At 73.9% G+C, this 16,554-nt stretch carries 13 protein-coding genes; 8 read left to right on the forward strand and 5 right to left on the reverse strand.

The genetic code is table 11. The features are described 5' to 3' along the window. The first annotated feature begins 49 nt into the window (after nt 1–49). From BLQ62_RS21655 to BLQ62_RS24405, 3 genes are all read left to right on the forward strand, one after another. The gene (locus tag BLQ62_RS21655; RefSeq protein ID WP_068531005.1) at nt 50–1,408 is read left to right on the forward strand and encodes a 3-oxoacyl-ACP reductase; all 1,359 of its coding nucleotides are present in this window, start codon (nt 50–52) and stop codon (nt 1,406–1,408) included. Nucleotide 1,409: 1 nt separating this feature from the next. Next, nucleotides 1,410–2,300: a MaoC/PaaZ C-terminal domain-containing protein gene (locus BLQ62_RS21660; RefSeq protein WP_068531002.1), complete on the forward strand. Its 891-nt coding sequence runs from the start codon at nt 1,410–1,412 to the stop codon at nt 2,298–2,300. Between the two features lie 274 nt (nt 2,301–2,574). After that, nucleotides 2,575–2,703: a hypothetical protein gene (locus BLQ62_RS24405; protein WP_269451310.1), complete on the forward strand. Its 129-nt coding sequence runs from the start codon at nt 2,575–2,577 to the stop codon at nt 2,701–2,703. Between the two features lie 165 nt (nt 2,704–2,868). Here the strand turns inward: BLQ62_RS24405 and BLQ62_RS21665 are convergent, their stop codons facing one another. From BLQ62_RS21665 to BLQ62_RS24410, 3 genes are all read right to left on the reverse strand, one after another. Beyond that, nucleotides 2,869–3,465 carry a TetR/AcrR family transcriptional regulator gene (locus BLQ62_RS21665; protein ID WP_068530996.1) on the reverse strand — a complete coding sequence of 199 codons (597 nt, stop codon included), beginning with the start codon at nt 3,463–3,465 and terminating at the stop codon, nt 2,869–2,871. Nucleotides 3,466–3,544: 79 nt separating this feature from the next. Beyond that, the gene (locus tag BLQ62_RS21670) at nt 3,545–4,708 is read right to left on the reverse strand and encodes a glycoside hydrolase family 3 N-terminal domain-containing protein (protein WP_068530993.1); all 1,164 of its coding nucleotides are present in this window, start codon (nt 4,706–4,708) and stop codon (nt 3,545–3,547) included. 28 nt (nt 4,709–4,736) lie between these two features. Next, the gene (locus BLQ62_RS24410) at nt 4,737–5,663 is read right to left on the reverse strand and encodes an SMP-30/gluconolactonase/LRE family protein (protein WP_068530992.1); all 927 of its coding nucleotides are present in this window, start codon (nt 5,661–5,663) and stop codon (nt 4,737–4,739) included. A gap of 142 nt (nt 5,664–5,805) precedes the next feature. On the opposite strand from BLQ62_RS24410, the gene BLQ62_RS21680 reads away from it, so the two are divergent. The 3 genes from BLQ62_RS21680 to BLQ62_RS21690 are packed head-to-tail and all read left to right on the forward strand — an operon-like array spanning nt 5,806 to nt 10,790. Beyond that, nucleotides 5,806–6,306, forward strand: a complete 501-nt coding sequence (locus BLQ62_RS21680; RefSeq protein ID WP_068531408.1) for a universal stress protein — start codon at nt 5,806–5,808, stop codon at nt 6,304–6,306. Between the two features lie 10 nt (nt 6,307–6,316). Further along, a complete protein-coding gene (locus BLQ62_RS21685; RefSeq protein ID WP_068530989.1) occupies nt 6,317–6,517 on the forward strand; it encodes a DUF2613 family protein in 201 nt (66 codons plus the stop codon). Further along, nucleotides 6,504–10,790 (forward strand): alpha-(1->3)-arabinofuranosyltransferase, encoded by a 4,287-nt coding sequence (locus BLQ62_RS21690; protein WP_082756187.1) that lies wholly within the window; start codon nt 6,504–6,506, stop codon nt 10,788–10,790. Before BLQ62_RS21685 ends, BLQ62_RS21690 begins: the two co-directional genes overlap by 14 nt. A gap of 64 nt (nt 10,791–10,854) precedes the next feature. Here the strand turns inward: BLQ62_RS21690 and BLQ62_RS21695 are convergent, their stop codons facing one another. Beyond that, nucleotides 10,855–12,090, reverse strand: coding sequence for an acyltransferase family protein (locus BLQ62_RS21695; RefSeq protein ID WP_068564056.1), 1,236 nt, complete (start codon nt 12,088–12,090; stop codon nt 10,855–10,857). 167 nt (nt 12,091–12,257) lie between these two features. On the opposite strand from BLQ62_RS21695, the gene pgfA reads away from it, so the two are divergent. Continuing rightward, the gene (pgfA, locus tag BLQ62_RS21700) at nt 12,258–13,604 is read left to right on the forward strand and encodes a cell envelope lipid trafficking protein PgfA (protein ID WP_082756186.1); all 1,347 of its coding nucleotides are present in this window, start codon (nt 12,258–12,260) and stop codon (nt 13,602–13,604) included. On the opposite strand, the gene BLQ62_RS21705 is transcribed toward pgfA, so the two are convergent. Next, nucleotides 13,534–14,733 carry a lipopolysaccharide biosynthesis protein gene (locus BLQ62_RS21705; protein WP_068564052.1) on the reverse strand — a complete coding sequence of 400 codons (1,200 nt, stop codon included), beginning with the start codon at nt 14,731–14,733 and terminating at the stop codon, nt 13,534–13,536. The genes pgfA and BLQ62_RS21705 overlap by 71 nt on opposite strands. 29 nt (nt 14,734–14,762) lie before the next feature. Between BLQ62_RS21705 and BLQ62_RS21710 the strand changes: the two genes are divergently transcribed. Then, nucleotides 14,763–16,481, forward strand: a complete 1,719-nt coding sequence (locus tag BLQ62_RS21710) for an MmpA family trehalose lipid delivery protein (protein ID WP_068564050.1) — start codon at nt 14,763–14,765, stop codon at nt 16,479–16,481. Nucleotides 16,482–16,554: the final 73 nt, after the last annotated feature.

Here is a 16,554-nt window from a genome sequence, read left to right on the forward strand (position 1 = left end):
GTTGCTTGTCGATAGCCTATCGGAACCCCACACGGATGAGGTACCTCACATGCCTGATGCACCCAGCACGGATTTCTACGCGGCCTTCGTGAAGTCGGGCCCCGGCTCCTTCCTGGCCAGCCGCCTCGGCCTGCCGCAGCCGCCGGTCCTGCGCCGCTACCAGGCCGGTAAGCCCGCGCTCGCCGGCCCCGTCCTCCTCGGCGGCAAGGGCCGCCTCGTCGAGCCCGTGCGCGAACTGCTCGCGGACTACGACCTCGTCGTCAACAACGGCGGCGCCCGCGGCGCCGAGAAGCTGGGCGGCGCGGTCTTCGACGCCACCGGCATCACCTCGATCGACGAGCTCGTGGGCCTCTACGAGTTCTTCGGCCCGCAGATCCGCTCGCTCGGCAACAGCGCGCGTCTCGTCGTGCTGGGCACCACGCCGGAGCTGATCGAGGACCTGGACGAGCACATCGTCCAGCGCGCCCTCGAGGGCTTCACGCGCTCGGTCGCCAAGGAGCTGCGCGACGGTGCCACCGCCCAGCTGGTCTACGTCCACCCGGACGCCTCCACCGGCGCCTCGGGCCTGGCCTCGACGCTGCGCTTCCTGCTCTCGGGCAAGTCGGCGTACGTCGACGCGCAGGTCATCCGCGTCACCGACAAGGACGCCGAGGCGCCCGCCGACTGGGACAAGCCGCTGGCCGGCAAGGTCGCCCTGGTCACCGGTGCCGCCCGCGGCATCGGCGCCACCATCGCCGAGGTCCTCTCGCGCGACGGCGCCCACGTCATCGCCGCCGACATCCCCGCCGCCGGCGAGGCCCTGTCCGCGGTCGCGAACAAGGTCGGCGGCACCGCGCTGCCGCTGGACGTGACCGCCGAGGACGCCGGCAAGAAGATCGCCGAGCTGGTGAAGTCGCGCCACCAGGGCCTCGACATCATCGTCAACAACGCCGGCATCACCCGCGACAAGCTGCTCGCCAACATGGACGAGGCCCGCTGGAACTCGGTGATGGCCGTGAACCTCAAGGCGCCGAAGCAGCTCGTCGACGCCCTGCTCGCCGAGGACGCCCTGAACGAGGGCGGCGCCGTCGTCGACGTCTCGTCCATCGCCGGCATCGCGGGCAACCGCGGCCAGACCAACTACGGCGCGACCAAGGCCGGCGTCATCGGCATCGTCGACGCCTACGCCCCGGTCCTGGCGAAGAAGAACATCACCATCAACGCCGTGGCACCCGGCTTCATCGAGACCGCCATGACCGCCGCGATCCCGCTCGCCACCCGCCAGGCCGGCCGCCTGATGAACTCGCTGCAGCAGGGCGGCCAGACCGTCGACGTGGCCGAGACCATCTCCTACTTCGCGGCTCCGGCCTCCGCCGCCGTGACCGGCAACGTCGTGCGCGTGTGCGGTCAGAGCCTGCTGGGAGCCTGATATGGCGACGAACGTGACCGTGCTGCAGGCGCCGCCGTCGAGCCTGTCCGTGCTCACACGCGGGCTGCGCGGCATCCTGCCCGTGGTCGGCAAGCAGGGCAAGCTCACGCCGGAGACCGTGCTGCCGGACCGGACCGTCGAGCTCACCGTCGACGTCGATCCCGTCCGGGTCGGCGAGTACTGCGAGGTCGTCGGGCTCAAGAACACCGGCGAGGTGCCCGTGATGTACCTCTACGTGCTCTCGTTCCCGCTGATCATGGACCTGTTCCTCGCGGACGACTTCCCCGCCGCGGCGGTGGGTTCGGTGCACGTGGAGAACACGATCACGCGGCGCCGCCGGGTGGTCCCGGGCGAGCAGCTCACGCTGCGCACCTCGGTGGGCAACCTGCGCGAGCACCGCAAGGGCATGCTGATCGACTTCACGACCGAGTTCACCGACGCGGCAGGCGATTCCGTCGCCTCCGAGGTGTCGACGATGCTCATCCAGCAGCGCACGTCGCTGTCGGGCGAGCCGTCGGGCCCGGCGCCGAAGGAGGGCCGCCCCGGCGCCCCCGACGCGCTGCTCTCCGCCGACGGTGCCCTCATCCGCCGGTACGCCGGCGTGAGCGGTGACCGGAACCCGATCCACATGTCGCCGTTGGGCGGCAAGGCCTTCGGGTTCCCGTCCTCGATCGCGCACGGCGCGTGGACCGCGGCCGCGATGCTGCGCGTCGTCGAGGGCCACGTCCCCGACGCCGTGATCCACTCGGTGCGCTTCGGCAAGCCGGTGATCCTGCCCGCGCGGATCGGGCTCTACGTCGCGCGCGACGAGGCCACCGGCGGCACCGAGATCGTCGCCAAGGATCTGAAGAAGGGCTACCCGCACGTGACGGCCACCGTCACCCCGCTGTAGTCCGCTGTTCGACGGTGCCCGCCCGGCTTCGGCCGCGGCGGGCATCGTCGTCTCCGGGGCCGCCGCGGGGCGCGGGCCCGAGGGTGGGGCCCCGGGGGGCGGGGACGGAGGCGGGCGGACGAAGGACGATGTGTCTCTCACGCAGGCGATGCGTCCCGCGCATACCCCTCATCGACGCAGGTCGAACGCGTTTCCAGACGTTCGAGCGATGCGCCGCGCGCATCACCCGCTCAGCGGCGCGCCCCGTCGCAATCCAGGTAGGCACGCAGAACAGATGGCTGTGCTCGTCGCCGACCGCGCCGGCCACAACGTGCACATCGACCGGCCGGAGGTGGTCCGAGCGGCGATGACCGATTGGGTCGACCGGATGATGCACGAAGAGAGGGCGCAGCCGAGGATGTGAAAGCACGGGAGCCATGCGTCTCGCGCATGGCTCGAGTGCCCCGAAACGCACCTGACCTGCGGATACAGGGGCATGCGTCCGACGCATGGCTCGTCGGAACGGACACGCCTTCCGCGTCCACCGCCTCGCCCCGCACCCGCGCACAGGCCGGGCACCGTCGGGCGATTACTCCGGGCGCTCGCCGCGGATGCCGCCCCAGAGGAACGAGGTCATGATCTCGACGGCGCGGTCGAGCTCGACCTTGCCGGTGGCGAGGCGGTCCGCGATCGCCTCGCCCGAGCCGACGAGGGCGACGGCGTAGAGCTCGAAGTCGGTGTCGTCGGGCGCGTACTTGGCGGCCTCGCGCAGGAGCACGGCGGTCATCTCGACCACGCGCTCGCGGCTGTTCTCCGAGAGCGCGGCGAAGGCGGCCTGCCCCGTGGTCTCGCGGTACATCACGCGCCAGGCGTCGCGGTTCTCGTCGACGTACTTGAGGAAGCCGGCGATCACGGACCGCAGGCGCTGCAGCGGCGGCAGGGTGGGGCTGGCGTCGAACTCGATGCTGCGCATGAACTTGCCGGCCTCGCGGGTCACGCAGGCGGCGAAGAGCTCGTCCTTGGAGCCGTAGTACAGGTACAGCATCGGCTTGCTGATCTGCGCCTCGCGGGCCACCGCGTCCATCGACGTCTCGTAGAAGCCGTTGCGCGAGAACACCTTGATGGCGGCGTCCAGCATCTGCTGCTCGCGTACCGCGCGCGGCAAACGCTTCGTACCACCGGCCATCGGCGTCCTCCTTACTCTCGAGTCAGATCCTAGCCCACGAGGTTACCCGCAAGTAAGTTCCGCTGAAATCCGTTCGGAATCAGCAGCGTACGGCGTGCTTCGCGCGCGCCACGCGCAGCACCGAATCGTCGAGCCGCGCGCGCGAGAGCTTGCCCGACTTCACCGAGGCCTCCACCGCGTCGACGGCCGCGCCGAGCTGATCCGTCGAGATCCACAGCGCCACATCGGCACCGGCCTCGAGCGACTTCGCCACCGCCTGCGGCACCGTGAACCGGTCGGTGACCGCCTTCATGCCGGAGAGGTCGTCGGTGAAGATCGGCCCGTCGAAGGGCTTCGCGCCGTATCCGGCACCGTCGCGCAGCAGCCGCATCGTGGCCGGGCTCAGGCTGGTCGGCAGGCCGGGCTCGGTGAGGCCCGGCACCGTCAGGTGGCCGACCATCATGCCCGCGTCGCCGGCCTCGACCGCCGCGCGGAACGGGACGAGGTCCTTCTGCTTGAGGGCGGACAGCGGCGGCACGCTGACCCCGCCGCGGTGCGAATCGCCCGACGAGCTGCCGTGCCCCGGGAAGTGCTTGAACACCGGGTAGACGCCACCGTCGCGCAGGCCCGCGGCGAAGGCCTGCGAGTACTTCACGACCACGGCGGGATCGTTCGAGTAGGAGCGGTCGCCGATGACGGAGTCATCGGGCTGCGCGGAGACGTCGGCGTCGGGCGCGAAGTCGACGGTGATGCCCATCGACTTCATCAGCTTCCCGACCCGGGCGCCCTCCGCCCGCGCCTGCGCGACGGTCATCGTCGCCGCCAGCTCGCGCGCCGAGACCAGGTTCGCGCCGGGGATCCGGGAGACGCGGCCGCCCTCCTCGTCGACGGAGACCATCGCCGGCACCTTGCCCGCCTTCGCGACGGACTGCAGGGTGCCGCCGGAGAATACGGAGCGGTCGGTCCAACTGCCGATGAACACGCCGCCCGCGCCCTGCTGCACAGCGCGGCGCGCGTCCGCGGCGTCCTTGACCCCGACCATGAGCAACTGCCCGATCTTCTCCCGCACCGAGAGCTTCGCGAGGAAGTCCGCGCCGCAGGTCGCGGGGCGCGCGGGCCCGGAGGACGGTGCCGCCGACGCCGTCGACGGGGCTTGCGCGAGTGTCGAGCTCGGCGACGGGGCGGCTTCCGGCGTCGCCGGGCTGCACGCCGCCACGCCGGCCGCGGCGAGCACCAGGATCGTGAGGTTCCGAAACTTCTGCATCGAGGGCCAGTGTGTCAGATCGTCGCGGCTACCGGGTCAGGCGAAGCAGCTTGCCGGTGAGCGTGGTCGCGTACATCGCCGCGCCGTCCCAGCCCGGCCCGCGGCCGAACCGCACGGACGTCACGCCGCGGTGGCCGGTCGCAATCGTGCACTGCGCGCCGCTCGCCGGGTCCAGCCGCACCACGGTCCCCGGCAGGTCGAGGGCGGCGTAGACGGCACCGTCGGGCCCGACGGTGAGGTCGTCGGCGAAATGGCCCGGCCCGAACCCGGGGACCTCGTAGCGGCGCGGGCTCCCCGGCCGGGCGGGGTCGATGGCGTAGATCCGGGTGGTCGCGGTGGTGGCGGTCGTGGCCCACAGGCGGCCGGAGGCACCGTCGAACCAGAGGCCGTTGACGCTCTCGCCGCGCAGGGCGAAGGGCACCGGCGCGCCACCGGGCGCGGTCGCGACGATCCCCTGCCGCGGCCCCAGGACCGTGCTCGTGACGGCGCGGCCGTCGGGCAGAAGGGCGAGGCCGTTGGGCATCGTCAGGCCCGCCGCGACGGTCCGCGTCGCCCCCGTCGCGGGATCGACGACGCTCACGGTGCCGTCCGTCTTCCCCAGCAGCCCCGACGGTGCGCTGTTGGCCGTCGTGACGTGCACGGCCCCGTCGCGCACGACGATCCCGCCGGGGTTCGGCAGGTCGACGACGGTGCGCAGCGCGCCGGGCTGCGTGCCCGCGAGGAGCGCTCCCCGACCGGTCACGGGGTTCTGCCGGGAGAGGTAGACGGTGCCGGCACCGTCGAAGGCGAGGTTCTCGAGCGTCCCCATGCCGGAACGCAGGACCGTCGTGCGCCAGCCCGCGCACGCCGCGCCCGACGGTGCCGCCGCGGCGAGGGACGGTGCGGCGCCGGCGAGGGCGGCGGTCGCCGCGACGAGGGCGGCGACGCGGAGCGGGACGGAGCGGCTTCTTCGCATGCGCGCAGTCTGGCAGTCGCGCGAAAACCAGCCCGTGACCGGCCTCCCCACGACCGGACACGCCATCACTTGCATCTTGCAACCCAACGGGATCGGCGTAATCTGGAGGCATCAGACAACCGCGAAGATCGAGGTGATCCGCATGAGTGTCCCCGTCAAGGTTCTGATCGCGTACGACGGCTCCGAGTCCTCCCAGCGCGCCGTCAAGTACGCCAGCAAGGTCCTCGCGCAGGGACGCGACGCCGAGGCGATCGTCGTCACCGCGTGGGAGTCCACGATCCACCAGGCCGCCCGGCTGTCCGCCATGTCCGGCGTCGCGGGGGCGGGCGCCGCCGAGACCGCCCTGACCCGCGAGAGCGACGTGGTGCACGCCGAGGCGCAGAAGACCAACCAGCAGGGCGTCGACCTGGCCGCCGCCGCGGGCTTCACCGCGCACGGCGAGCTGATCGAGGTCTCGACCACGGTGTGGTCGGCGCTGATCGCCGCCTCCGACAGCTTCGACGTGGACGTGATCGTCTCCGGCAGCCGCGGGATCTCGGGCATCAAGGCGCTGTGGCATTCGTCCGTGTCGGAGCACGTCCTGCGCGGCTGCAAGCGGCCGGTCATGATCGTGCCGTCGGGCTGCGCCGAGCTGGACCTGTAGACTTTCCGGCATGGACCGCACCTCGATCATCGCCAGCGCCACCGCCGCGCTCGCCGGCATCGTCGTCGCCGTGGCCCTCGCACTGGTGAGCGGCGCGGCCGTCGCACAGACGTCGCCGACCACCGATGTCAGCGCCGTGAACCCCGATAAGGGATTCCTGCAGGGCTCGTCGAACTACGGCGAGCGCGACGACTCGGGTGCAGGCAAGTAGCCCGGAGCCGCACGACGAACCCCTGACCCGCCGCGCAGGCGCGTGGGCGTTCGTCGCCCTGCTCGCGCTGAGCTTCCTCAGCGCACCCGGCAAGGTCGTCGCCGATACCAAGCTCGATCTCACGGCGAACCCCATCGATTTCCTGGCGCGCGCCGCCAACGTCTGGTCCAGCCAGTCCCCGCTCGGCCAGGTGCAGAACCAGGCCTACGGCTACTTCTTCCCGCACGGCGCCTTCTTCGCACTGGGCCAGTTCCTGCACGTCCCGCCGTGGATCACGCAGCGCCTGTGGTGGGCGCTGCTGCTGTTCGCGGGCTTCTGGGGCATCATCCGGCTCACCGAGGCGCTGCGCACCGGCTCGCGCGGCAGCCGCGTGGTGGCCGCCGCCGCGTTCGTGCTGGCCCCGCAGGTGCTCACGACGCTGGGCGCGATCAGCTCCGAGACCGCGCCGGTGATGCTCGCCCCGTGGGTGCTGCTGCCGCTGGTGCAGATGCTCCAGGGCCACGACGCGCCGCTGCGGAACCTGGCCGCCCGTTCGGCCGTCGCGGTCGCGCTGATGGGTGCGGTCAACGCCGTGGCCACGGGCTTCGCGTGCGCGGTGGCCGCGCTGTGGTGGCTGCTGCACGTGCGCGTGAACCGGCACAGTGCCGGGACTCGAAATTTCTGGACGTTCAGCGCGTGGTGGGCGGTGTGCGTCGCCTTGGCGACGACGTGGTGGATCGTGCCGCTGCTCATCATGGGCCGGGTCAGCCCGCCGTTCCTCGAGTTCATCGAGTCCTCGCGCGCGACCACGCAGTGGGCGTCGCTGCCGGAGGTGCTGCGCGGCACCACCTCGTGGAGCCCGTTCATCTCCGACGAGCGCCTCGCGGGCGCCATGCTCACCACCACCCCGGCGGCCGTCGTCGTCACCGGCCTGGTCGCGTGCGCGGGCATCGCCGGGCTCACCATGCGCCGGATGCCCAAGCGCGGGGTCTGGGCGACGGTGCTGCTCGTCGGGCTGGCGGCGATCGGCGCGGGCTACGCCAGCGGGCTCGGCTCGCCGTTCGCCGAGCCGGTGCGGGTCTTCCTCGACAGCGTCGGCGCGCCGCTGCGCAACGTCTACAAGCTCGAGCCGCTGCTGCGCCTGCCGCTGGTGGTGGGCGTGGCGCACCTGCTGGCCCGGGCGCCGCTGCCGGGCACCGTCGGCCTGGCGACGGTACGCCGGGCGCTGGCGCACCCCGAGAACGACCGGCTCGCGGCGGGCGCGCTCGCCGTGGTCGTGGTGCTCGCACTGGCGGGCGGCATGGCCTGGACCGGCAAACTCTCGCCGCGCGGCCCCTACGACAGGATCCCCGACTACTGGTCGCAGGCGGCGGACTGGCTCTCCGCCCACGCCGCCGGAACCGCCCCCGGTCAGGCCCGCGCCGAGCGCGCCCTCGTGGTGCCCGGCGCCCCGTTCGGCGCGCAGCTGTGGGGTCTGACCCGCGACGAGCCGCTCCAGCCGCTGGCGCAGACACCCTGGGCCGTGCGCGATGCGATCCCCCTCAACCCGCCCGGCGCGATCCGCGCGCTCGACTCGGTGCAGCGGCTGCTCAGCGCCGGCACCCCGTCGGCGGGCCTGGCCGCGACGCTGCGCCGGCAGGGCATCTCCTACCTGGTGCTGCGCTCCGACCTCGACCCCGGCACGTCGCGCTCGGCCCGCCCCGCGCTGGCCCGCGCCGCGATCGAGGGTTCGCCGGGGATCAGCCAGGTCGCGCGGTTCGGGCCCGACACCGCGCCGCCGACCGTCGAGAAGGTGGTCGTCGATTCCGGGCTGCGGCCGCCGCTGCCGGCCATCACCATCTACCGGGTCGACGGTGCCGTCCCCACCGGTCCGTACGTCGCGGACCTGGCCTCGATGCCGCGCGTCGCGGGCGGGCCGGAGGCACTGCTCGGGCTGCAGGCCGACGCCGCCGCGTCGGGCCGGCGCGAGCTGGGCGCGGCGCTGCTCGCCGCGGACGCCGAGGCCGCGGGCCTGCCCGGCGGTCCGCTCACCGTCACCGACACCCCCAAGCGGCGCGAGAGCGACTACGGCCGCGTCGACGACCACAGTTCCGCGATCCGCACCGCCGACGAGCCCCGTCGCACCCTCAACCGGCTGCCCGACTATCCGGCGGAGGGCCTCGTCGACGGGACGTGGGCGGGCGCGACCGTCGCCGCGTCCAGCTCGGCGGCCGACGCCACGCAGCTGGGCACCGTGCTGCCGGGTGCCGGGACCGCCGCTGCGGTGGACGGGGACAAGAACACCTCGTGGGTCTCGTCGGGCCTCGACCACGCGCTGGGGCAGTGGCTCGAGTTCCGCCTGCCCGAGCCGCGCGAGGACCTGGCGGTGACGGTGACCGTCGGGCGCGCGCTGGGCCCGGCGGTGACGCGACTGCTCATCACCACCGAGGCGGGCACCGTCTACTCCGACCCGGTCACCGCGAACACCCCGATCACGCTGGTGGCGCCGTCGGAGCCCACGAGCTGGGTGCGGATCACCGCCGCCGAGACCGCGGACCGCTCCTGGGGCAACCAGTTCTCGATCACCGAGGCGCAGCTCACCGACGCGCGCACCGGGACGACGATCCCGGCGCGGCACGACGTCGCGCTCCCGCCGTCCGGCCCCGCCCAGCGCTGGGTCTTCGGGCAGGACACGATGGGCCGCTCCGGCTGCGTCGTCACGCCCGCCGAGAACGGCGGCCCGGGGCCCGTGCAGTGCGCCGACATCGCCATCGGCCCGGAGGAGCCCGGGCAGCTGCGGCGCACCGTCGACGGGCCCGGCGCCCCCGCGGTGACGCCGACGCTGACCGTGCGGGCGCGCCCCGGCCAGGCGCTCTCGGCGCTGCTCGCGGCGCCGGGCGCGCCGTCGGCGTTCGCGGAGTCGGCGGTCGGCGACGGGCGGGCGAGCTCCGCCGCGGCCGTCGACGGCGATCCGAACACCACCTGGTCGGCGCCGCAGTCGGTCACCGAGCCCACCTCGCCCAAGCCCGTGCTGCGGCTACAGCTGCCGTCCGCGCAGCTGGTCGGCGGCCTGACGCTGCGCCTGCCGCGCGGGGAGGCGCCCGCGCACCCCACCCGGATCGGCGTCGACCTCGGCACGGGCCGGCAGGTCCGCGAGCTCGCCGAAGGGGAGGACGAGGTGACCGTCCGGCTCGATCCCGCGGTGACCGATTCGATCGCGATCTCCCTGCTCGACTGGGACGAGCGGATCAACGTCAACGACTTCGGCTTCTTCGAGAAGATGGCGCCGGGCCTCGCCGAGGTGCGGCCCGTCGGCCCCGACGGGACGCCCGTCCCCGGTTCCGAGCCCGCCTCCGCGGACCGCCCGGTGGTGGTGCCCTGCGAGAGCGGCCCGACGGTGCGTGTCGGCGACCGCACGCTGCGGTTCCGTCTCGAGGCCGGCGCGCGGGCGCTGCGCGACGGTGCGCCCGTCCGCGCCGTCGCGTGCGACCCGGCGCCGGTGCCGCTGCCCGCGGGCCGGCAGCAGGTGGTCGCGACGCCGGGGCTCGCCTTCAGCGTCGACACGCTGACGCTGGACACGCCCGCGATGGCCGAGGACGCCGCCGTGCGCGACGAGGCCGTGAAGGTGCAGAGCTGGACGCCCGACCGCCGGGTCGTCACGGTCAGTCGCGCGGCCGCCGACCAGGTGCTCGTGGTCCCCGAGAGCCGCAACTCCGGCTGGTCGGCCACCGGCCCCGACGGGACGCCGCTGCGCGCGGTGACGGTCAACGGCTGGCAGCAGGGCTGGGTCGTGCCACAGGGCACCGACGGCGCGGTGACCCTGCGCTTCGGCCTCAACGCGCCGTATCGCATCGGGCTCTTCGGCGGCCTCGCGCTGTTGGTGATCCTCGCGGCGTTGGCGCTGGTTCCGGGGTCGCGCCCGCGAGCCGGTGAGCCGGTGCGCGCGTGGCAGCCGGGCCTGCTCGCCGCGCTCGGCGTGGGCGCGGTCGCCTTCGTGCTCAGCGGCTGGCCGGGGCTGGCGCTCTGGGCGGCGACGGGCGTCGCGACCTGGGTGGTCTCCGGGCTGCACGTCTCGGCGGACCGTCGGGCGGTGGTGCAGGTGGTCGGCGCCTCCGGCTTCGTCCTGGCGGGCATGCTCCTGCTCGCGACGGGCCCCTGGCACGCCGAGGCGGGCTACGTGGGCCACGGCCCCTGGCCGCAGGGCCTGGCCCTGACGGGCGTGCTGCTGATGGCCTGGTCGACGGTGCCGCCCGCTCGATTCCGGCGACGTCGCGGCGGCGAGGACGCCCGAGGCGCCGACCTCGGCGCGGAGTAGGCCTGCGCGGAGCGTGTGGTCGCGCAGAGAAGCGATGCGCGGCACGCATGGCTCCCGCGCCGGACTACCCCACCGGCGCGACGGTCTCCGCTGCCGGCGGCTCGGGCTGCACCGGCGCCGCGGCGGGAACCGGGGCGGCGGCGGACCGTCGGGCCTCGCGACGGGCGAGCCGGCGGCGGGCCGGCTCCTCCACCCAGGCGTAACTCAGCGCCGCGACGGCCACCGAGAACACGAGCGTCAGCACGGTCACCTTCACGAACGCGCCGTGGAACGGAACGATCGCGAACAGCGGGAAGATCGCCGTCAGCACCACGAGGTGCCAGATGAAGATGCCGTAGGACCAGCGGCCCAGCGCCAGCATCGGGCCCGAGCCCAGCCAGCGGGCGGGCTCGCCCGCGGGCGCGAGGACGAGCGGCGCCAGCAGGAGGAAGCCGAGAACGCCGCCCAGCCCCATCCGCAGGGCGAACTGCCAGGGCTCAGGGGTATCCAGGGTCACCGGCCCGCCGAGCGGGGTGCAGATCACCGCGAACACGACGAGCGCCGCGGGCCAGCACGCGCGACGCCGGGCGAGCCGCCGCACCGCGCCGTACCGCGACGGGGGCGCGCTCACGATCTCGGCGAGGACGATGCCCGCCACGAACCACGGCACGTAGGAGGGCAGCCAGTTGTGGAAGTTCACGCCCGCCGGCAGCGGCACCGCGGCACCCACCCAGGCCCAGGTCAGGGACACCGCCGCCACGGCGAGCAGCACCGGAACCCGCCACCGCGCCGCGGGGCCGCGCAGCCGCCCCACCGCCACCGCGGCGAGGGGAAGCAGCAGGTAGAACAGCATCTCGACGGACAGCGACCACATCTGGGTGAGCCCGTCGGTGAGGGAATAGGGCACGAAGACCTGGGTCAGCGACAGGTTCGCGAGCCAGGTGGAGCCCGACGGCGGGTTCGAGCGCGGCAACAGCGCGAGCGCGACCACCGCCACCAGAAGGTACGCCGGCATGATCCGCACGATCCGCGAGCGGTAGTACTTCCCGGTCGCGGGGGCGTCGGCGGACGACCACGCGGCCCGCGCGTGCGCCCGCCACAGCAGGAAACCGGACAATCCGAAGAACAGCGCGACGGCCATGTCGAACCGGCCCCAGACCCGTCCCGGCACCGAATACCCCACCTGACCGGTCTGAAAAGCGGTGTGGGTCACCAGCACGGCGATGGCCGCGCAGGCCCGCATCCCCTCGAGTGCGGGCACGAAGCCGGTCGCACCCGCAGGCTTTGCAGATGCGAACTGGCTGGTCCCGACGGTGCTCATCGCTCACCGAATCTACCCGCGAATCGGCCCCCGCCCGCGCGCGAGGGCCGTGCCACCCCGCCACCACCTGTAGGCTCGGGTACTTGGAAGGGAGCGCGTGACCGCGTGCCCCTGCGGCGTGTGCGAACGACGCACGCGCTCCACAAGAGATGTGAGGAGACACTTCGATGGCGGTAGGCCGTAGCCGGCTGGCACGCGTTATCGGTCCGATCCTGATCTTCTTGGGCGCGCTGCTGATCACGGCCGCGATCGCCGGACCGGCGTACGTCGCGGGCAAGCTGACGACGATTCCGCTCGACATCGACACCACCACGGTGGCGAGGTCCGAGAAGCCCGCGGACTCCCAGGCCGACGCGGAGTTCCCCGCGCGGTCGCTGGATCTGTGCTCGATCAACAAGGGCAAGGCCGTGGTCAACGACGTCTCCGTGCAGACGCAGACCCGCACCCTGGTGACCACCCCGTCGGACAAGTCGTCCATGACGGTGCAGTCCGGCATGTCGATGGTCGTCCCGTCGATCAAGACCAAGGGCGAGCCGCGGCACCCCGAGCTCACCGGCGCCGTGAAGAACGAGCGCCCCTGCGACGACGGCCTGGTGCAGGCCTGGCTCGACCGCGTCACACTCGACCGCGAGACGGCCGAGCCGACCGGCAAGACCTCCGAGGCCACCTACTCGCCCGGTGAGAGCACCCCGGCCGTGAAGATCGACGACCGCAAGGGCCTGCAGTACCGCTTCCCCGCGGGCACCGAGCAGGACGGCGAGTACTCCTTCTTCGACCTCATCACCCGCAAGAACGTGGGCCTGAAGTTCGTCGAGGAGAAGGAGGTCAGCGGTACCAAGACGCTGCACTTCCAGGGCCAGCAGGACTGGGTCGACCTGTCCACCGTCCGCGAGGGCAACGACCCGACGCTCGGCACCGTGCTCACCATGCCCGCCGGCTGGTGGGGCATCGGCGGCGTCGATCCCAAGGACGACATCACGCTCAACCGCTGGGCCAAGACCGCGGTGGACCTGTGGGTCGACCCGACCTCCGGCATCATCGTCGATCAGTCGCTGCACTACACCCAGCAGTTCCGCCTGCCGGGCCAGGTCGCGCCGAACACCCCGAAGCCGGTCCGCGACTTCAAGCTCGACGTCTTCGACGCCAAGCAGCGCTGGGTCGATGAGACGGTCCGCTCCCAGGCGGAGGCCGCGAAGTCGGCACAGAACAAGATCGCGGTCGCCAAGTACGTGGCGCCCGTCGCGGGCGGCGTCCTGGGCCTGATCGCCCTGGGCCTCGGCGTCTTCGCCCTGCTCCTGGGCCGCAACGCGGCGACGGCGGGCGGCCCGGGCTCGGGCCGCGCGGTGGCCACCGGGGGCCGCGACGACGCGGCGCCCACGGCCCCGCTCGACGAGGATCCGATCACCGCCCCGAACGGCGACGATGAGCCGGCTACGGAGGCGTTCAACGCCCAGCCGCGGCCCGACGATTCGCAGACCGAGGCGATCGACTTCCGCAAGCGCGACGAGCGCTGACGGTCACGACCGCACCGATCACCATCACCGCCGCGAGCGCACACAGCGCCGCGGCGGTGATCATTTCTGCGGGGGTGTGCGGCACCGTCAGCAGGATCGCGGCCTCGGCGGCGACGATCACCCAGGCGTACAGCGCCATCCCCGTGCGCTCGACGGCGATGGCGTAGAGCAGCAGCCCCTGCAGCAGCGCCAGCAGGCCGCCCTGCGCCGCGAACAGCCACAGCAGCCCCTGCACGGGCCGGTACTCCTCGCCGGCCAGCAGGGTCGCCAGGGGCGCGCAGAGCGCCGCTCCCGCCACGCAGGCGAGCCCGAGGCCGGTCAGCAGCAGCACGACGGTGCGCAGCGCACCGCGGGCCCGTTCCGGCGTCGCGAGCTGGGGGTAGAAGACGACGCCGACGGCCTGCGGCAGCCAGAAGGCGACCTTGGCCGCGACCGCCCCGAGCGCGTAGGTGCCCGCCGCGGCGGGGCCGAGGACGGGGCGCGAGAGCAGCAGGTCGAGCGAGGCGAACACCGCGAGCACGAGTTGCACCGAGCTGGCCCCGAGCACCGCGCGTACGCCCGCGTCCGGGCCGGCGGCGGCACCGTCGGGGCTCCCGGCGAGCGCCCGGCCGATGCCGGCCGCGACCAGGGCGCCCAGTGTCGTGCCGAGCAGCGCGGGCCCGGGCCCCAGCAGGAGGCCCGGCACGGAGAAGACGAGTTTGCCGAGGCCGGCGATGCCGAGCAGCGCGGCGAGCCGGCCGAAGCGGCGCTCGCCCTGCAGCAGCCCCTGTTCGACGGCGAGCAGCACCAGCGCGGGGGCGGCGGCCAGCGCGGCGGCGGCCGTGAGCGGGCGCGTGTGCAGGCCGGCGGCGGCGAGCGGCACCGCGACGGCGGCGAGCACGCCCGCGCCGAGTGCGATCCGGTAGCCGAGCACCCGCATCTGCGCGGCCCCGGCGCCGCGCACCACCTGTCGTGCGACGACGGTCTGCAGCGCCAGCGCGGGCACCGCGAGGACCAGGGTCAACTGCAGCAGGGAGGCGAACTCGCCGTAGCCCGCGGGCCCCAGCCAGCGGCTCGCCGGCAGGTGCACCAGGTAGGAGCACAGGTTGGCGAGCATCGAGCCGAGGGTGACCCACGCCAAACCACTCACCCGGCCATTGTGTCAGTAGGGTGACGGTGATGAGATCGCGCGACCCGGCCCTCGCCGCCTGGTCCGCCGTGCTCGCCTTCGTGATCCTCGGACCGCTGGCCGTCGGCGGCCGCTACCTGCTGCTGCGCGACGCCGTCTCCACGCCCCGTTCCCACCTCACCGACACGGCGCTGGGGCTCGGCGACAACGCCGCGCGCGCCACCCCGCAGGACTGGGTCCTGGCACTCGGCTCGCAGGTCGTCGACGGTGGCCTCCTGGTCACGGGCCTGCTCTTCGTCGCGCTGGTCGCGGCGGGCTGGGGCTTCGGGCGGTGCGCGCTCGCAGTGCTCGACGCCGTGGGCCGCCCGGCGGGCCTCGGCGCGGGCCTCGCCGCCGCGACGGTGGGGCTGTGGAACCCGTTCGTCGCGGAGCGGCTCCTGCAGGGCCACTGGAGCCTGCTGGCCGGGTACGCGGCGATCGGCTGGGCGGTCGTCGTCGGGCTCCGGCTGCGAGGCCGGCGGCAGCTCGGCGGGTTCGCACTGTGCCTGGCGGCGGGCGGCCTGACGCCGACGGGGGCCGTCTTCGCGCTGATCGCGGGCCTGGTCGCGGCGCCGCGCCGCTGGGCGTGGCAGCTGGGCCTGTTCGTGTGCGCGGCGGCGCCGTGGCTGTACCCGTCGCTGGTGTCGGGCAGCGGCGTGCGCGCGGACCCCGCGAGCGTGGCCGTCTTCGCCGCCCGCGCGGAGCCCGGGCTGGGCACGCTGGGCTCGCTGCTGGGGCTCGGGGGGATCTGGAACCGGCAGGCCGTGCCCGACGGTGCACCGTGGCTCTGGACCGCGTTCGCGCTCGTCCTGCTCGGGGGCGGGCTGCTGGCCCTGCGTGCGCGAGTGCTGAGCCCGCCGCTCGGCCGGCTCGCGCTGCTCGGCGCGTGCGCCGTGGTGCTGCCCGCGCTGGCGGCGACGGGGCCGGGGACGGCGCTGCTCGAGGTCGTGGTGCAGGCCGTCCCGGGCAGCGGCCTGCTGCGCGACGGGCAGAAGTGGGTGGCGCTGGCGGTGCCGCTGTTCGCGACGTGCGCGGCGGCCCTCGTCGCGGCGGTCCCCAGCGCGGCGCGGCCGGCGGGGGCGATCGTCGCCGTCGCACTGCCGGTCGCCGTCCTCCCGGGGCTGGCGTGGGGCGTGGGCGGCGCGCTCGCCCCGGTGACCTATCCCGACGCCTGGCGCACCGTCGCCGACGCGGTGCCGGCGGACCGCGGATCGGTGGCGGTGCTGCCGCCGGGCATGTTCCGGACGTACGCGTACGGGCCGGACGCGCCCGTCCTGGACCCGGCTCCGCGGATGCTCCGGGCGCCGGTGCTGCAGACGGGTGAACTCCGCGTCGGGTCGCGGTCGATCGACCGGGTGCCGGGCGTCGCGTCCGATGCGGAGGCCGCACTCGCCGCGGGCGGCGACACCCTCGCGCCGCGGCTGGCCGAGTTGGGCGTCGGGTGGGTCCTCGTCGAAGCGGTCTCAGACGGCGGCGAGACCGTCTTCCCGACGGTGCCGCTTCCGAGCCTGAGCCTCGCCGTCGACACTCCTGAGCTGCGTCTCTACCGCGTGCCCGGCGAGATCGCGACCGCCTCGGCGACGCGCGGCGAGCGGGCGGGCGCCTGGGCGGCGCACCTGCTGTGGGCCGTCCTCCTGCTCGGCGGTGCGACGGTGGCGGCCACCCGCCGGCGGGGTGCGTCCGCCCCCGGCGACGGCGCCGGCGGCGCCACCGAACCGACCCGCCGCTGAGCGCCCGCTTTCTGTACGGCGTTCGTGAAACACACCCGTAATTTGCAGAGGGAATCCCAAAGACACCCCTGTT

The organism is Tsukamurella pulmonis (assembly GCF_900103175.1).
GTDB classification, from domain to species: domain Bacteria; phylum Actinomycetota; class Actinomycetes; order Mycobacteriales; family Mycobacteriaceae; genus Tsukamurella; species Tsukamurella pulmonis.

Excerpts from the sequence above, each read along its gene's own strand:
- BLQ62_RS21695 (WP_068564056.1), bottom strand. The coding sequence starts at position 12,090 with ATGAGCACCGTCGGGACCAGCCAGTTCGCATCTGCAAAGCCTGCGGGT.
- BLQ62_RS21710 (WP_068564050.1), top strand. The coding sequence starts at position 14,763 with ATGAGATCGCGCGACCCGGCCCTCGCCGCCTGGTCCGCCGTGCTCGCC.
- BLQ62_RS21655 (WP_068531005.1), top strand. The coding sequence starts at position 50 with ATGCCTGATGCACCCAGCACGGATTTCTACGCGGCCTTCGTGAAGTCG.
- BLQ62_RS21685 (WP_068530989.1), top strand. The coding sequence starts at position 6,317 with ATGGACCGCACCTCGATCATCGCCAGCGCCACCGCCGCGCTCGCCGGC.
- BLQ62_RS24410 (WP_068530992.1), bottom strand. The coding sequence starts at position 5,663 with ATGCGAAGAAGCCGCTCCGTCCCGCTCCGCGTCGCCGCCCTCGTCGCG.
- BLQ62_RS24405 (WP_269451310.1), top strand. The coding sequence starts at position 2,575 with ATGGCTGTGCTCGTCGCCGACCGCGCCGGCCACAACGTGCACATCGAC.
- BLQ62_RS21670 (WP_068530993.1), bottom strand. The coding sequence starts at position 4,708 with ATGCAGAAGTTTCGGAACCTCACGATCCTGGTGCTCGCCGCGGCCGGC.
- BLQ62_RS21680 (WP_068531408.1), top strand. The coding sequence starts at position 5,806 with ATGAGTGTCCCCGTCAAGGTTCTGATCGCGTACGACGGCTCCGAGTCC.
- pgfA (WP_082756186.1), top strand. The coding sequence starts at position 12,258 with ATGGCGGTAGGCCGTAGCCGGCTGGCACGCGTTATCGGTCCGATCCTG.
- BLQ62_RS21665 (WP_068530996.1), bottom strand. The coding sequence starts at position 3,465 with ATGGCCGGTGGTACGAAGCGTTTGCCGCGCGCGGTACGCGAGCAGCAG.
- BLQ62_RS21660 (WP_068531002.1), top strand. The coding sequence starts at position 1,410 with ATGGCGACGAACGTGACCGTGCTGCAGGCGCCGCCGTCGAGCCTGTCC.